The sequence below is a fragment of the Chloroflexota bacterium genome, assembly GCA_020850535.1.
Lineage (GTDB): Bacteria > Chloroflexota > UBA6077 > UBA6077 > JACCZL01 > JADZEM01.
The window spans coordinates 15,962-32,284 of sequence record JADZEM010000064.1 but is presented as its reverse complement, the minus strand read 5'-3'; the positions used below and the strand labels follow the sequence as shown (position 1 = coordinate 32,284).

The following is a 16,323-nucleotide window of genomic DNA, read 5'->3' as shown; positions in this document are numbered from 1 at the left end:
CTCCCCCTCTCCCGCGCACAGGGAGAGGGGGCCGGGGGGTGAGGGCCTCCCCAGGCCGGGGGGTGAGGGCCTTCCCAGGCCGGGGGGTGAGGGCCTTCCCCGCCGCCTGCGCGCGGCCTGGGCCATCGCGAGGCGGGACCTGCTTGGGATGCTCTACGGCCCGGCCATCTACATCGTGGTGGCGCTCGGAATGCTCGCCACCATGCCCATCGTGGCCGGCTACGTCGACGCCGTCCAGCGCAGCCGCCTGCTGCTCCTGTCCGATCCGTTCACGCTGCCCTTCTTCGTCGCGGGGACCATCGGGATGCTGTTCCTGGCCCTGGCCTCGGTGAGCAGCATCGCGCGGGAGCGCGAGAGCGGCACCCTCGAAGCCCTCTTCTACGGTCCTGTCGATGAGGCGGCCTACGTGCTCGGGAAGGTGTTGGCCCAGGTGCTGGCGTTCCTGCCCATCGCCGGCGGGCTGGCCGTGCTGCTGCTCGCCACCTCTGGCATGACCGGGCTGCGCCTCCCCTACGCCTTCGGGCTGGAGCTGCTGCTGGCCATCAGCGCAGCAGGGGCAGTCGCGGCCCTTGGCGTCTGCCTCTCGACGCTGGTGCGAGGCGTCCGAGCCGGGCTGGCGCTGCTGGGCGGGCTGACGCTGCTCTTCCTGGCGGTCCGCATCGCCAGCGAGCTGCTGGGCGCGATCTCGGTGACGAACAACCAGAGCCCGCTGCTCTGGCTCCGCAACGCCGTCCTGGCCGTCGACTGGCTGGTGGGGTACGTCTCGCCGTTCGGGCTGTTCCAGGCCGGGGTCGATGCGCTGGTGCGCGGCGACATCCTGAGCTACCTGGGGATGGCGGGCCTCGCCTGGGGCTACACGGGCCTGCTGCTGCTGGCCGCCGTCCGCCTGCTGGCCCGCCGAGGGGTCCGCAGATGAGTCCGGTGCTGGGTTCCGGGTTCTGGGTTCTGGGGATCCGGAGAAGCGGTCACCTCCTGGCGCTGGCCGTCGGTATCCTGGTGCTTGCCGCCCCATCCCTGGCCCTCGCACAGACACCACAGAAGGAGCGCCGCTTCGTCTACGGCTTCAACCTGTTTGACGGAACGGAATACGCCGCCGGCTTCGCGCCGCACACCGTGGACGCCGTCTACCAGCTGGCCGGGCACGTCGGCACGCTCGATCCGAAGGTGACCGAGGTCTACTTCTGGCCGATCACCGGCGAGATCCGCACCGACTTCACCAGCCTCAACGAGCTGGCGCCCGGCACGCTGGAAGTCGGGCAGGGCGGCCGCGTGATCCAGACGCTGGAGCTGACTGAGTACGTGGTGCAGATCGATCCGGCCGGCGGGCTGCCCGGCGGCCGGGTCTTCCTCGGGGCGGAGGCCCAGGCACGCTGGACCTTCTTCCAGGCCGAGCGCGCCGCCTACCTGGGCCGTCTTCGCGCCCACGCCGAGGCGCAGGTAGAGCACACCCGCAAACTGGAGGAGCTTCGGGCAGCATCCGCCCCGGGCGCGACCGTCGCGCTGGAGCCGCCACCCGAGCCAGCCCCGTTCACCCTCTACAGTACCGAGATCGGGCGCGGATTCGCCGTCGAGCTGCCGCCCGGCGAGTACACGATCCGCCTCCGCGAGCCGGGCGGCACGATCGTGGAGGACAGCGAGAAGCGGCTGGTCGTGTTCGCGCCGCGCCGCACCGGTGTCGGGTTCGAGGTGATCCCGCAAGAGCGCTGGACGTACCCCGAGCAGGCACAGGAGCCTTCGGAGGTGCTGTACACCGCCCCCGGCGGCGTGGTCTACCTGAAGCCGTACGCCGCCCAGGAGGTCAGCGCCGAGGCCCAGGCCCGGCTGCGGAATCCGCAGGATCTGGCGCCCGCTCCTGGCCGCTGGCAGTGGACGCGGCTCGGGCCACTGCCGCCGGCCACCCTGATGGTGCATGACGGCGTCCGCGAGCAGGCCGTCCCGCTCGGAGCGTTCACCGTCGAGCAGGCGCCGGGCGGTGTGCTGGGCTACCGGGTCGTGCCGTTCACGCCGCCAGTCGTGGCGGGCGCCGATCCGCAACAGCCAGCAACGGCCGGTCAGCCAGCCGCCCGCGTCCCCGACATCACCGGCTACCGCGTCGAAGCGCCGCCCGGCCCTGGCGTCCTGCGACTGCGCCTCGTGGACGCAGACGGCCGCGAGCTGGCCGGGAGCGCCCGCGAGGTGGTGGTGGTCTCGCCGGTCCCCTGGTGGCGGCTGACGTTGCCAGTCATCCTCCCGCTGGCGGTCGGCCTGAGCGTGGTGCTCTGGCGGCGCGCGCAGGTGCAGTCGGCCCGCGCCCTCACCGACGAGCAGCGCCGCCACCTCGCCTGACCGCACGCGGCACCGCGCGTCGGTGCGATAGACCGAGCGAGGGAGATCGTGGCGGGTCAGACGAGGCGAATGATGCACCCTTCGAACGGCCGAAGCGTCAGCGACGAGCCGTCGAGCGGCCCCGCGCGGTCGAGGTGGGTGGACACGAGGACCTCGGCAGCGCCCTCCGGCCCCTGGACAACGCGCTCGCCGTCTGCGAAGTTGAGCGCCACCAGCAGCCGCTCACCCGCGCCATCGCTCTCGCGGCGGCCATCGGCCTCACGGAGGTAGACGAAGCAGTCCGCCGGGAGGCCCGCGCCGTCGAGCGGCCGGTAGCTGCCCACCGAGAGCGCCGCCGACCCTCGCCGAAGCGCCAGCAACCGCCGCGTCAGCGAGAGCATCGAGCGCGGATCGGCAAGCTCGGCCGCCACGTTGACCGTTGCGAGGTCGTCCCCGAGCGGCAGCCAGGGCGTCGCTTCTGGCGGGCAGAAGCCGCCGTTGGCCGAGGCGTCCCAGGGCATCGGCGTGCGGCATGGGTCGCGTCCAAGGCCCAGGCCGGGCACGTTCTTGCCGAACGGATCCTGCTCCAGCTCGGGCGGGATCGGCACGTCCTGCATGCCCAGCTCTTCGCCGTAGTACAGGGTCGGGGAGCCTCTGAGCGTCAGCAGCAGGAGCATCGCCAGCCGCGCCTGCGCCGGCCCGCCGACTCGCGTGGCCGCGCGCGGATCGTCATGGTTGTCGAGGACGTAGTTCGGCCAGGCTCCCGGCGGCAGCGCCGCCTCGTACGAGTCCACCAGGGCACGGATGGCCTGGGCGTTCCACGGCACCTGCAACATCCCGAAGTTGACCGGCAGGTGCAGCTCGTCCAGGCGCTCGCCGTAGTAGCGGACCAGGGACCTGTAGTCGAGGTCGTGGATCTCGCCAATCAAGACGCGCGGACGGCCGTCACGCTGCTCGTACGCTTCCAGCACCCGCCGCATCCGCTGAAACGCACCGTGGATATCCGGGTGGGCCATATCGTGGACGTGCCGCTGCAGGCTGTACGCACCCTGCGGCTTGTGGGTCTCGATGCCATCGCCGATGACCGGCGGATTATCTCGCAGACCCGGATCCTTCATGATGCGGCGCACAGCGTCCAGCCGGAAGCCGTCCACACCCCGGTCGAGCCAGAAGCGCAGCACGTCATGCAACGCCGCTTCCACGGCCGGATTCCGCCAGTCGAGGTCTGGCTGCTCTTTCAGGTAGGAGTGCAAGTAGTACTGGCCGGTCGGCTGGTCCCACTCCCAGACCGAGCCGCCGAACACGGCCAGCCAGTTGTTCGGCAGCGACCCGTCCGGCTTCGCATCACGCCAGACGTACCAGTCGCGGTACGGATTGTCACGCGAGGACCGCGATGCCTGGAACCACGGATGCCGATCCGAGGTGTGGTTCGACACGAAGTCGACGACGACCCGCAGACCAAGCCGGTGGGCCTCCGCCACCAGAGCATCAAAGGCAGCCAGATCGCCGAACAGGGGATCGACGTTGCAGTAGTCGGCGACGTCGTACCCGAAGTCGGCCATCGGGGACGGGTAGAACGGCGAGAGCCAGATGGCATCGACGCCGAGCGTGTCGCTCAGGTACTGGAGCTTCGACAGCACGCCTCGCAGATCGCCGACGCCGTCACCGCTGGCGTCGAGAAAGCTGCGCGGGTAGATCTGGTACACCACGCCGCGCTGCCACCAGGGAGCCGCCTGCCCGCCGGGCGGCGTCGATTCGGTCACATCGGTGTGCTCGCTCATGGTGTAACAAGATGCCGCGGCTATCTGCACCTGTCAAGAGCGGAAGCGAACTCCTCACCCCTTCCCTGCACAGACTCAGGAGCGGGCAGACGGCTGCCGCATGCTCGTGCACAGCACGCAAGATGCCCTGTCGTCCTGAGCTTGCGAAGGACTTCACCCGCTGACGCAACCGTTGACGGACAGCGGGTGAGGCCCTTCGCTTCGCTCAGGTGACAGGGGTGTCACGGTGCCATGTATCCTGGGGGCATGGCCGCCACGAGCCCATCGGGACATCTGCCGCCCAACGTCCTCGTCGTCATCACCCACGACACTGGCCGGCATCTCGGCCCCTACGGCCAGCGCGTCAGCACGCCGCACCTCGACCGCCTGGCTGCCGAGGGCGTCCTCTTCGAGCAGGCGTTCTGCGCCGCGCCACAGTGCAGCCCCAGCCGAGCCAGCCTGCTGACCGGCCTCGTGCCGCACCGCCACGGGCTGATCGGGCTGGCCCATCGCGGGTTCGGCCTCGCACCCACGGTCCTCCGGCGCACGCTCCCGCGCCTGCTGGCTGAAGCCGGGTACCGCACCCACCTCTTCGGGTTCCAGCACGAGGCCGCCGATCCGTACGCACTCGGCTACCAGCAGGTGGTGCAGCCGCCGTCGACCGGCGCGCGCCCGCACCTCTGTCGCGACGTTGCGCCGGCCGCCGCCGACTTCCTTGCACGCGGCCCGACCGAGCCGTTCTTCGCGATGGTCGGCTTCGAGGAGACGCACCGGCCGTTCGAGGGGACCACCACGCCGCTGACGGATGTCGTCGTGCCGCCGTACCTGCCGGATACGCCCGTGGTGCGCCGCGACGTGGCCGACCTCAACGGCGCGGTCAGGGCGGTTGACGGGGCAGTCGGGCTGCTGCTGGCGGCGCTCGACCGCTCCGGGCTGGCCGAGCGCACGCTGGTGGTCTTCACCACCGATCACGGCATCGCGTTCCCGGGCGCGAAGGGGACGCTGCGCGATCCCGGCATCGAGATCGGGCTGATCGTGCGGGGGCCGGGCGGCGTTCTGGGCGGCTTCAGGGGCGGACGCCGTCTGCCTGGACTGGTCTCCAACGTCGATCTCTTCCCGACGCTGCTGGAGGTCTGCGGCGTCGACCCGCCAGCGGGCACGGACGGCGTGAGCCTGCTGCCGATGGCGCGGGGCAGAACCGCTGCCGTGCGCGCCGAGGTCTTTGCGGAGCTGACCTACCACACGGCCTACGACCCGATGCGCGCCATCCGGACCGAGCGGTACGCCTACATCCGAAGCTTCGCCGAACGCCCCCTGCACCTGCCGGCCCACGTCGACGCCAGCCCGACCAAGGAGCTGCTGCGAGAACGCGGGTTCTTCGAGGAGCGGCGGCCAGCCGAGCAGTTGTTCGACCTCCAGCGCGATCCGGGCCAGGGCGTCGATCTCGCGCCGGCCCCGTCGGCCCAGGACGTGCGTCATGACCTCGCTGCCCGTCTCCACCGCTGGATGCAGGCCACCGACGATCCGCTGCTGGCCGGCGACGTGCCCGCTCCGGGCGGGGCCATCCTTACGCCGGCCGACGCCTACGGACCGGAGGGCTGACCGAGTCCCCGGGAGCGGTCCTCGCCCCCAGGACTGGTCCTCGGCGGAGAGGCCAACGAGGATCGTGTGTGACGTTCGCACGAGACACGTCACGGGAGCGCGGAGGCGTGTCCCCGCCTGACGCGATGCAGAACGGGCGAGGAACAGGCTCACGCGCTGCAGGAGAAGATGGCGCGGTATGACGGGCGTGACAGGATCGAGAATACAGTGTCGGTGCACGATCGTGTCTGACGAAGACTGTCAACATCACACGGGACAATCATCGCGCCACTATCTCTTGACAATCCCTGGATGTGGGCCTATCTTCCTCAACACGACGGTTATGTTGCCGTCCGGTGACGCGTTCGGTCAATGAAGACACCACCGGGCACGATTCGTCGCGCGTAGACGCGCGGTGAGTTTGTCCGCAGGGAGGCGAGCGATGTCCGAAGTGTTGGGCCGTCGGTTGAGCCGGCGTGCCATGGTGCGAGCGGGGCTCCTGCTGGGGCTCACGGTTCCGGCAACATCCCTGCTGGCCGCCTGCGGCAGCAGCAGCCAGACCCCGGCCGGCGGCGGCGCGACCGCCCCGAAGCCGGCCGCCACGACGGCGGCTGGCAGCGCCCCGGCGGCGGCTGGCGCAGCCACGACAGCCCCGGCCCCGACGACGGCCCCGGCCGCGCAGACCAGCAGCTCCGCCACGACGGTCGTCTGGTTCGCCGGCCGCGACACGACCGGCTACACGCCGAAGCAGGTCGAGGCGTTCAACAAGGCGAACAAGAGCATCCAGATCGACTACCAGGAGCAGGGCGCCACCACGACGGACCTCCACGACAAGTTCGTGACCGTGGCCGGCGCGAAGGATTCGAGCGTCGACATCGTCTCGATGGACGTGCCGTTCGTGCCCGAGTTCGCGGCGGCTGGCTGGACGATCCCGGTCGACGAGATCCTGCCCAAGGACGAGCAGGCCAAGTTCTTCGCAGGGACGCTCCACGGCGCAACCTACGAGGGCAAGCTCTGGGGCGTCCCCTGGTTCAACAACGGCCCTGGCCTCTACTACCGCAAGGATCTCTTCGACGCCAAGGGCTTGAAGGCGCCGAAGACCTACGACGAGCTGCTGAACGCGGCGAAGGCACTCCAGACCCCGGACCTGGCCGGCTTCGCGATGCAGCTGCCCCAGAACGAGGGCGGCATCATCAACTGGATGGAGTACCTCTGGGGCTACGGCGGCGACCTGGTGGACGACAAGCTGAACGTCACCGTGGACCAGGGCACGGCCGGCATCGACGGGATGCAGAAGATCCTGGACTTTGTCTACAAGGACAAGATCATCCCCGAGGCTGCTCTCCAGTTCAAGCTCGGCGCGGACGTGATGAACCTCTTCCGCGGCGGCAAGGTGGCGATGATCCGCCTCTGGTTCTCCACGGCTGGCGATCTCTACAAGGAAGATTCCGCCATCAAGCAGAACCAGTGGGACGTCGCGCCGCTGCCCTCGAAGGACGGCGCGAAGCCCGGTCCGGGCTGCCTGGGTGACTGGAACCTTGGCGTCTCCAAGTTCTCCAAGAAGCCGAAGGAGTCGTTGGAGGCCATCAAGATCCTGACCGGCCAGGAGCAGCAGCGGGCGCGCTTCCTCGACGGCGGCTTCCTGCCCGCGCGCCCGGCCGTCTTCGACGATGCGGACATCCAGAAGAAGTACCCGTACGCGAAGTCGGCGCAGGCATCCTTTGAGGCGTTGAAGCCGCGCCCGGTGACCCCGTTCTACCCGGACATGTCCGCGAACGCCATCCAGCCGGCCTTCGGACAGGCGATGGCGAAGCAGATCTCGCCCGAGCAGGCGATCAAGCAGATGGCGGACAAGATGCGCCAGATCATCAAGAAGGGGTAGCGGGAACCTCCGTCGCCATGGCGCCATGCAAGGCTCGGGAGCGACAGCTCCCGGCCTTGCTCGTCTGTCCGGCAGCGGCCTTCCCGAGAGAGGAGGGGTGATGGCAACAACTGCGCGGGTCTCAGGACGGTTGGCGGTCGGTAACCTGTTGGGCGCCAGGGGTAGAGGCAGCACGCAGCAGCACGCCGACGCGCGACTCGGGCTGTTGCTGGCTGCCCCGGCGGTCCTGACGATCCTCGTGATCGCCGTCATCCCGCTGGCCGGCACCATCCTCGACAGCCTGTTTCAGATCAGCCTCAAGTTCGAAAATGCGCCGCGCCCGTTCGTGGGCCTGGACAACTACATCACCGCGCTGAGCGATGACGCGCTGTTGAACTCGCTGAGCGTGACGGGGCTGGTGGCGGGCGTCTCGGTGTTCGTCGAGCTGATCCTGGGGATGATCATCGCCCTGCTGATCAACCGCAACTTCGTGGGGCGGGGCATCGTGCGGGCCTCGGTGCTGGTGCCCTGGGCGCTGACGACCGTCGTCTCGGCCAAGATGTGGGCGTGGATCTACGACGGCCGCTACGGCGTCGCCAACGACCTTCTGATGCGGATTGGCGTCATCGACTCGCCGATCATCTTCCTGGTGCGGCCGGACGTGACGATCTGGGCGATGATCGGCGCGGAGATCTGGAAGACGACGCCGTTCATGGCCCTGCTGCTGCTGGCCGGGCTGCAGCTGATCCCCGGCGAGCTGTACGAGGCGGCCTCGCTCGACGGCGCGAACGCCTGGCAGACGTTCTGGCGGGTGACGCTGCCGATCATCAAGCCGACGATCCTGGTGGCGCTGCTGTTCCGCACCATCGACGCCGTCCGCATGTTCGATCTGCCGCGCGTGCTGACGAACGGCGGCCCTGGCAAGTCCACCGAGACGGTGGTGCTCTACACCTACAACACGTTCTTCACCAGTTTGAACTTCGGGTACGGCTCGACGCTCGCCGTGATGACCTTCTTCCTGGTGATGTTCATCAGCTTCATCTACATCAAGGTGCTGGGTGCGCCGACGCAGGGAGCACGCCGATGACCGTGCCAGCGAGGACCGCGCCGTCTGGCCTGTTCCCGGGGCTGGCGGCTGGCGGCCAGTCGCGCACCCAGCTCTTCGGCGGGATCGGGTTCTACCTGTTCGTCGTGCTGTTCGTGGTGTTCTGCCTCGCGCCGTTCGTGTGGACGTTCATCACGTCGCTCAAGGGCCCGACGACGATCTACGACGTGCCGATCAGCTACCTGCCGGCCCCGCCCGACCTGGTCAACTACCGGGACATCTTCGGGCTGGACCGCTTCCGCTGGGCGCTGCTGAACAGCGTGATCGTAGCATCCTCGGCCACGGCGATCTCGATTGTGATCGGGGCGTTCTGCGCCTACGCCATCGCCCGGCTGGACTTCCCGTTCAAGAACCTGCTGCTGGCGCTGGTGCTGGCCATCGCGATGTTCCCGGGCATCGCGATCATCGGGCCGCTGTTCCGGCAGTTCAACGCCTGGGGCCTGACGAACAACTACCTGGCGCTGATCCTGCCGAACGTGACGTTCACGCTGCCGATCTGCATCTGGACGCTGACGGCGTTCTTCAGCGATCTGCCGGCCGAGCTTGAGGAGTCGGCGCGGGTGGACGGCTGCACGCGGATGCAGGCGTTCTTCAAGATCATGGTGCCGCTGGCCGCGCCGGGCGTGTTCACGGCGGCGATCCTGCTGTTCATCCAGGCCTGGAACGAGTTTCTGTTCGCGCGGACGTTCATGAGCCAGCCGAACCGCCTGACGGCGACGGTCGCCATCGCCCAGTTCGAGGGGGCGGACATCGCGTCGCAGTACCCGTGGGGGCAGATCACGGCGGCGTCAATCGTGATCACGCTGCCGCTGGTGGTGATGGTGCTGCTGTTCCAGCGGCGGATCATCTCCGGGCTGACGGCCGGCGCGGTCAAGGGCTAGCGGCGAGCGCGATCAAGGGCTAAGGGCAGGAGCGGTCAAGGGCTAGCGGACCGTCATCTCGTGCAGCGCCTGCAAGCCCCAGTTGTCATGTTGAGCGCAGCGAAACACCTCACCCGCTGACGCGATCTTGACGGTCAGCGGGTGAGGTCCTTCACTGCGTTCAGGATGACAACTGGGAGTCCGCATCGTTTGAAGCGGCTATGTCACCCGCTGACCGGCAAGATCGCGTCAGCGAGTGACACGAGCGTTGACGGTCAGCGGGTGAGGTGTTTCGCTTCGCTCAACATGACAGGGGGGCTTGCGCTCTCCGCCAGCCATCTGCCCCTTTGCTCGTGCGGCAGCAGGATTCCTCATCGCTGATGTGAATAACAGCGCGCAGTCGACAATGAATCAGAGGCCAGGGTGGCCGCGACTCGGCAAGTACGTTCGATTTGCAGCTACCTTGGCCTCTGACATTGCCTGTAGGCGGAGTTGAGTTCTTCCCGAATCGCGTTGCCACGCCTTGACAGCTGCGAATCGTTCTGTATACTGAGCGTGGCGTCCATGCGTAGGCGTCGATGCAGCATTGCCGCTGCGCGTACCAACGATGGACCCCTGATGCCGTCGTGCTGGGGAGCACCGCCCCTGGCCGCTGCATGCCCTGGACTTCGACTGAGAGGACGCTGCACATGAGCACACTGAGACAGTCACGCAGGCTCATTCACGGCATGACCACTGTGCTTGTGTTGCTGCTCCTGTCACACGTACTGATCCCGCCGGCCTCAACGTACGCCCAGACGATCCCGGACCATCTCTCGTTGGCGCCGACGATGCTCTACAACACACTGCAAGCGCACATCGCTTCCGAAATCAGAAGCACTACAAGCGGCGCATCGGCGGAAATCGAGATCGAGAATCCACTCACGGCGCTATTCCTCGGCTACTCGATCACGAGTTCTCCTGCTGGGCCGAACCTCTTTACCCCTGCCCGTGTCGAAGATAGAGCCTTTGATCTCCTGAAAATTGTCCCCCCACGCGACAAGGTGCGGTACACAGTCCAGTTCTCCTCTACTATCCAGACCATTGGCATTCGGGGAGGAGTACTCGAAAAGCAAGCTCTCATCTTTAGCACACTAGTCAACGCGATTGAGTTGCTGAGCGCCTTTTCACCGATCGGAAAGAGTACCTTGGCGGAGAAGATTTCTGACGTTCTCAAAGTTTCTCCAGTCCTCTATGAATCTCTCATGATCTACATGGATCTCCAATGCTTTCGTGATCTCTATGAAACAAATGGATTCAACGAAACCAAGGCGCTCCTGTGCTATTCGAGCGTAGCAGATAGACTGGCTGAATTTCTTCATTCTCCCAACGGCCATGAGTTCCTTAAGAGACTCGCTACGGCAGCTTCTGTTTCACTGCCTATCTCAGGTATTGACCTTATGCTGGTTGGATTCGCCGAATTCTTCAAGGCGCTCAAAGCCGCGCAGATTGTCGCGGATATCGGTGTAGCATCGTACTTTGCTTTTCACGGCGGTTCAGCGACGAGCCAGTACCTCCTGCGCGCCTATCGCCTCTCGGGAGGCAAGCCCCCTGCAGCGCCACGGCTGCTGAGTCCCATCGGTGAGAACATTGCCACGAACGCTCCGCTTGTCTGGCAGAGCGTCAATGGCGCAACGTCGTACCGTGTGCAATTGAGCACGGGCGCGACCTTCAGTTCGCTCGCCGTGAATCAGCAGATCTCCGCGACATCATTCGCGCCCTCGCCCGTGCTACAAAGCAACACGAACTACTTCTGGCGTGTTATGGCCATCAATGCCGCAGGTACGAGTCCTCCTGCGGCGGCGGCATTCCGGACCGGCAGTGTTCAGCAGGCTGCCCCCATTCAGGGTAGCTGTACGAGCACGGCGGCCTTTGTCAGCGATGTCACCTTCCCTGATGGCACGACGATGGCGGCCGGTCAGTCCTTCGTCAAGACCTGGCGCATCAGGAACACGGGCACGTGCACCTGGACGGGCTATTCCCTCGCGTTTACCAACGGCAATCAACTCGGCGCGCCGGGCTCTGTGTCGGTGCCGACCACCGCCCCCAACCAGACGGCGGATATTAGCGTCACGCTGACCGCGCCCCAGGCCGGCGGCCGGTACCAGGGGAACTGGCAGCTCAAGAACGCACAGGGCGTCAGCGTCAGCAGCGGCGGCGGCGGGACCGTCTGGGTGAACATCCAGGTCAAGACTCCCAGCAGCGGCGGGAGTACCGGCTCACCCAGCGGCCACATGCTCCTCTTCGACGCCAATCCGCCGGCACCCTCACCCGCGCAGCGCGTCCGGCTGGTCGGGCGGATCCGCTACTTCCCAGAGTTCCGGTCGATGCGCTTTGTCGCGGGCAATCAAGCATTTGGAGAGCAGGCCAACCTCCGGCAGATCGGCGATCAACTGGAGATCAGCGCAGACTGGGATACGTCGACGCTGCCACGTGGGAGCAACGCCGTCTCGTTCGAGATCGCTACCAAGAATGATCCGAACTGGGCGAATCCTGAGCGGCACGTCATGTCCTACACGCTGACCGGCTCACCCGCGCCCACGGGCCGGCCGCCAGATCGCCCCGCGCTCAAGGAACCGTATGACTGGTTCCTGAAGGACGCGGCTGGCGCGTCCACGGGCGTCCAGATGTGCGTCCATCCGAGCAGCGATCCAGACGGCAACCCCGTCCAGTACTACTTCGAGATGCTCGACGGTCCAGGGAACCCGGTCAACAACAGCGGCTGGACTGGCAGCACCTGCTGGCAGCCGACCGTCTCGCCGGGCACCTATGGCTGGCGCGCCAGGGCCGGCGACGGCAGCAACGAGTCTGGCTGGAGCCAGGAGACCTGGCACTTCAGCGTGGCACAGGGCGGCGTGTCGATTGGCGGGCCAGCCGTTCACCAGGTCACGGATGCTGATGAGACGCATATCTGCGTACCAGTGACCTACGGGGGGATTCAGGGTCCAGAAGTCCGCGCCTGGATCAACCTTGCTGCTGACGGCACCGAGAACGGCCCCTGGGCGCTGCTGGATCACTATGGGCCGAGTGCGGCGCCAGACTGCACTCAGGCGAACGTCCACGGCTGGTGGATCCGTTCCCAGCGCTACGTGACGGGACCCCATGTCATCCGGGTCAGCGCCACCAAGCCGGACTCAGGCGCCAGCGCCACGACCACCTTCGTTCACACGATCCCGTTCATGCGCCCGCCCGCTCCCAAGGCGGTGACGCCAGCCTCGTTCGACATCAACGGCACCTGGTGGGGCGAGCGGACGATCACCTTCCAGTGGGATCCTGACATCAGAAGCGACGGGCCGAATCCGCCCTTGCGAACGGACAGCTACGAACTCCGCGTCAGCACGCAAGCCGATCCCTGGAGCGACAGCTCCCCCGTGCTCGACGTGCCCAATATCCCGGCCGGAGCGACCAGCTACTCACACACGTTCAGCCAGGATCACGCCAGACTGTACTGGAGCGTCCGCGCAAGGAATAGCGCCGGCGCGGGCGACTCCGGGGCCAACATCTGGTTCGGCATTGACCGCGTCGACCCAGGCTGCACGGTGCAGACGATCACAGGGGTTCAGACTGACTCCGTCTTCCAGGTAAGCTGGGCCGGGACGGACAACGCTGCGGGCGTCCGGAGCTTCGACATCCAGTACCAGGACACCAGCCGGCCAGGGTCCACCTGGACCGACTGGCTCGTGGATGTCCCGGCTGCCAAGACCTTTGATCTGTTCAACGGCTTGCCAGGGCATGGCTACGCCTTCCGTTGCCGCGCAACCGACCGGGCGTCGAATCAGGCCGACTATCCATCCACGCCCAGCGCCTCGACGCGCATCGATCTGACCGCACGGCCGGCCACCGCCTGGTGGAACGACGGCTACGGACAGAAGCGCAACCTCGTCATCCTCAACCAGATGCCGACGACCGATCTGCCGGCCGGCTATCCGGTGCATCTGCGCTTCGACGGCTCGACCAGCCCGACGGCCGCCGAACTGTACGCGGCCTCGGCCTCAAGTCAGAAATGCAACGACCTCCGCGTCGTCTTCAATGATGCCACCGAGCTTGACCGGCTGGTCACCACCTGCACCAGCAGCACCATCGACCTCTGGTTCCGGTCCAGCGTGGCGATTGCCGCCGCCTCATCAAACACCTCCGCCCACCAGCTCTACTACGCACACGCTGGCGCTGGTGGACCGCCAGCCGACCCGAGCAAGGTCTGGTACCCGTTCAAGGAGGCCGACACCCACTATCTGTACTTCTTCCAGGAGGGCAGCGGCTCGACGACCGCCGATGCCAGCGGGAACAACCGGACCTGCTCCATCAACCCCTCCGTCCAGTGGGCGGCTTCGAAGTTCGGCCAGGGCCTGCGGTTCAACCGCGCAAATTCCGGTGACAGCCGCTCGCTTAACTGCGGGGCAGCCGCACCACTCTCCAGCTTCACCATCGAGTTCTGGTACAAGCCCGAGAGCGACGGTGACGGTCGTATCGCCGGGCAGGTAGCAGGCGGCGGAAACGGTGGGGGCGGCAACAACTGGGGGCTCAGCATCTTCGAGGGACGCTTGCGCCTCGATGTCTGGCCGTGTCCGCCGTGCGGATCCTCCGAGGTGCGAAGCAACGTCAATCTCAGACAAGCGCCGTACCTGGGCAACTGGAACCACATTGCCGTCACCTTCAACGGCGGCAACGACGTGCGGTTCTACGTCAACGGCGGGCTGGACTCGGCCAGGACGCTCGGGCAGAGCGGTCTGAACACCTTCACGCCGCCTTTCGAGATTGGCTCGACGGAAGGCGGTGGACAACTGAAGGGGAATCTCGGCGCGCTGAGGGTGTCGAGCGGTGTCAAGACGAGCTTCCCTTACGGGGCCTTTGCGGCGATCACCACCGAGCCCCGCACAGACGCCGGCACGGCGATCCCCCGTCCCCAGCCGGTGACGGGAACGCCAGATCTCGCCGTCCTGGCACTGAGCACCTATACCACCCCGAGCGGCAAGATCCTCGCTGAGGTGGTCGTGCAGAACCAGGGCGCACGAGACACGCAAAACGGCTTCTACACGGACCTCTATCTCAACCACCAGCCGACCGGGCCAGGCGACTTCACGGGAAGCGTGCGCGCCTGGGTCGCCGATCCCATTGCGCCCGGCCAGATCATCGCCCTGACCGCCGAGGTAGAACTGCCTGGAGTGACCGGGGCGGCGGTGCCGGCAGGAGTTGAACTCAGCCGAACGGCGTTGAACGCCCCGCCGGCGGAAACCACCTACACCTTGCACGCCCAGACAGACTCAACCGGCGCGCTGGGGAGCGCCAGCCAGCCGGACAAGACGATCTCTAGCTCGATCCCGGTCTGCTTCGCTGCCCAGGACAGCTATGAGGACGACGACAGCAAGGCGGCTGCGAAGCCGATTGGTGCACCAGGCGTCACCCAGACGCGCAACTTCCACCGCGCAGGCGATGAGGACTGGCTGACTCTGACCGCTACCGCCGGCCGTACCTACACCATCACCACGTCCAACCTCGGGCTGGCGTCCGACACGGTCCTGACACTGTACGCGGCTGACGGCGCTACCGTTCTCGCTACCAATGACGATGCCGGCGCCAACCTCGCATCGCGCATCGAGTGGCGCGCAGCAGCCTCCGGTACGGTCTATCTCAAGGTCACCGGCTGGAGTTCCAACGCTGGCGGGTGTGGCACCACCTACGATCTCGCGGTGTCAACGCAGGCAAGCGCCACGCTCACCGTCACGAAGGCTGGCAATGGCAGCGGCACGGTCGCAAGCCAGGACGGCGCCATCACGTGTGACCCTACCTGCTCATCCAGCACGGTGAATGGCACCGTCACGCTGACGGCGACGCCTGCGAGTGGATCGGTGTTCGTGGGCTGGGGAGGCGCCTGCACCGGCGTCGGCGTCTGTTCAGTCACGGTGGACGGCGACAAGTCGGTCAGCGCGACCTTCCGACCACAAAGCATCCGCCACCTGATTCCTGGTGATGTCAATCGGGATGGATTGATTGACCAGTTTGACGTCACCATCGTCTCACAGAACATGGGGCAGAACGCCTGCGGAAACCTGGCCGATGTCAACGGCGATTGCAAGGTTGACCTGTTCGACTACAACACTGTCCTGAGCAACCTTAACAAGGTTCCCGTCACCATCACGGTCAGAAAGACAGGCTCGGGTGGCGGAACTGTCGAGAGCGGTGACACGCAGGTCAGATGCGGCGCGGACTGCTCGGGGGACTATGCCAGTGGCGACACCGTGACGTTGACGGCGCGAGCGGTGACCAGTGGAACGGGCGTTTCGAGCTTCGCCGGTTGGGGCGGGGCCTGTGCATCATCCGGAAACAGTCAGACCTGCACCCTCGCCGTGAACAAGGATGAATCCGTCAGCGCAACGTTCCAGACGGAGAATGTAGGCGTGGTCGTCGGACCGGCTCCCGTCGCCGCGCCGGAGGCAAAGGCGCTCTCTGCCACGATCACCGCTCGACCGAGCTGTAGCGCCATCAGCCGCATCCAGTTTGGCGAGCCAGGAAGGGCGTTCGACAACGCCAATGTCAGCGTGACGTCGCCAGTAAGCGGCCCGAAGAACCAGACCTCTGGATTTGACTACCGGCCACCGGCTGGCACCCGAAGCGTCGAGATCCTCGTTCAGCGCGTCGTTCAGAACGGCGGTGCAACCGTGAATCCGATCCGATTGACCGACAGCTGTGGCGAGTGGCAAACGTTTGTCGGAGGTGGCCCCGAGGCGTTCCGGTGAAATCCTACGCGCCAATGCCTGATCGTGCCGTCTGATCCGGACAGGCGGACTGACGTGCCTGGGTCACGAACGATTTCGC

Annotated in this window: 8 protein-coding genes; 7 read left to right on the top strand and 1 reads right to left on the bottom strand. The window is 66.5% G+C overall.

From position 1 onward, the window contains the following. Positions 1 to 148: 148 nt before the first annotated feature. Entirely contained in the window at positions 149 to 916 is a 768-nt protein-coding gene (locus IT306_09600) for an ABC transporter permease subunit (protein ID MCC7368667.1), read from the top strand. After that, complete coding sequence (locus IT306_09595; GenBank protein MCC7368666.1) at positions 913 to 2,325, top strand: hypothetical protein; 1,413 nt, start codon at positions 913 to 915, stop codon at positions 2,323 to 2,325. Before IT306_09600 ends, IT306_09595 begins: the two co-directional genes overlap by 4 nt. A gap of 56 nt (positions 2,326 to 2,381) precedes the next feature. Here IT306_09595 and IT306_09590 read toward each other — a convergent pair whose 3' ends face one another. Beyond that, on the bottom strand, positions 2,382 to 4,085 hold the full coding sequence (locus tag IT306_09590) for a DUF3459 domain-containing protein (protein MCC7368665.1): 1,704 nt from the start codon (positions 4,083 to 4,085) through the stop codon (positions 2,382 to 2,384). 273 nt (positions 4,086 to 4,358) lie between these two features. On the opposite strand from IT306_09590, the gene IT306_09585 reads away from it, so the two are divergent. The 5 genes from IT306_09585 (at position 4,359) to IT306_09565 (ending at position 16,244) form a co-directional block, all read left to right on the top strand. Then, entirely contained in the window at positions 4,359 to 5,666 is a 1,308-nt protein-coding gene (locus IT306_09585) for a sulfatase (GenBank protein MCC7368664.1), read from the top strand. A gap of 460 nt (positions 5,667 to 6,126) precedes the next feature. After that, entirely contained in the window at positions 6,127 to 7,527 is a 1,401-nt protein-coding gene (locus tag IT306_09580; GenBank protein ID MCC7368663.1) for an ABC transporter substrate-binding protein, read from the top strand. A 100-nt stretch (positions 7,528 to 7,627) separates the two neighbouring features. After that, entirely contained in the window at positions 7,628 to 8,593 is a 966-nt protein-coding gene (locus tag IT306_09575; GenBank protein MCC7368662.1) for a sugar ABC transporter permease, read from the top strand. Further along, positions 8,590 to 9,492, top strand: a complete 903-nt coding sequence (locus IT306_09570; protein ID MCC7368661.1) for a carbohydrate ABC transporter permease — start codon at positions 8,590 to 8,592, stop codon at positions 9,490 to 9,492. The genes IT306_09575 and IT306_09570 overlap by 4 nt, the downstream gene beginning before the upstream one ends. 707 nt (positions 9,493 to 10,199) lie before the next feature. Then, a complete protein-coding gene (locus IT306_09565; protein MCC7368660.1) occupies positions 10,200 to 16,244 on the top strand; it encodes a hypothetical protein in 6,045 nt (2,014 codons plus the stop codon). Positions 16,245 to 16,323 lie beyond the last annotated feature (79 nt).

Excerpts from the sequence above, each read along its gene's own strand:
- IT306_09600 (MCC7368667.1), top strand. The coding sequence starts at position 149 with ATGCTCTACGGCCCGGCCATCTACATCGTGGTGGCGCTCGGAATGCTC.
- IT306_09595 (MCC7368666.1), top strand. The coding sequence starts at position 913 with ATGAGTCCGGTGCTGGGTTCCGGGTTCTGGGTTCTGGGGATCCGGAGA.
- IT306_09590 (MCC7368665.1), bottom strand. The coding sequence starts at position 4,085 with ATGAGCGAGCACACCGATGTGACCGAATCGACGCCGCCCGGCGGGCAG.
- IT306_09580 (MCC7368663.1), top strand. The coding sequence starts at position 6,127 with ATGGTGCGAGCGGGGCTCCTGCTGGGGCTCACGGTTCCGGCAACATCC.
- IT306_09575 (MCC7368662.1), top strand. The coding sequence starts at position 7,628 with ATGGCAACAACTGCGCGGGTCTCAGGACGGTTGGCGGTCGGTAACCTG.
- IT306_09570 (MCC7368661.1), top strand. The coding sequence starts at position 8,590 with ATGACCGTGCCAGCGAGGACCGCGCCGTCTGGCCTGTTCCCGGGGCTG.
- IT306_09565 (MCC7368660.1), top strand. The coding sequence starts at position 10,200 with ATGACCACTGTGCTTGTGTTGCTGCTCCTGTCACACGTACTGATCCCG.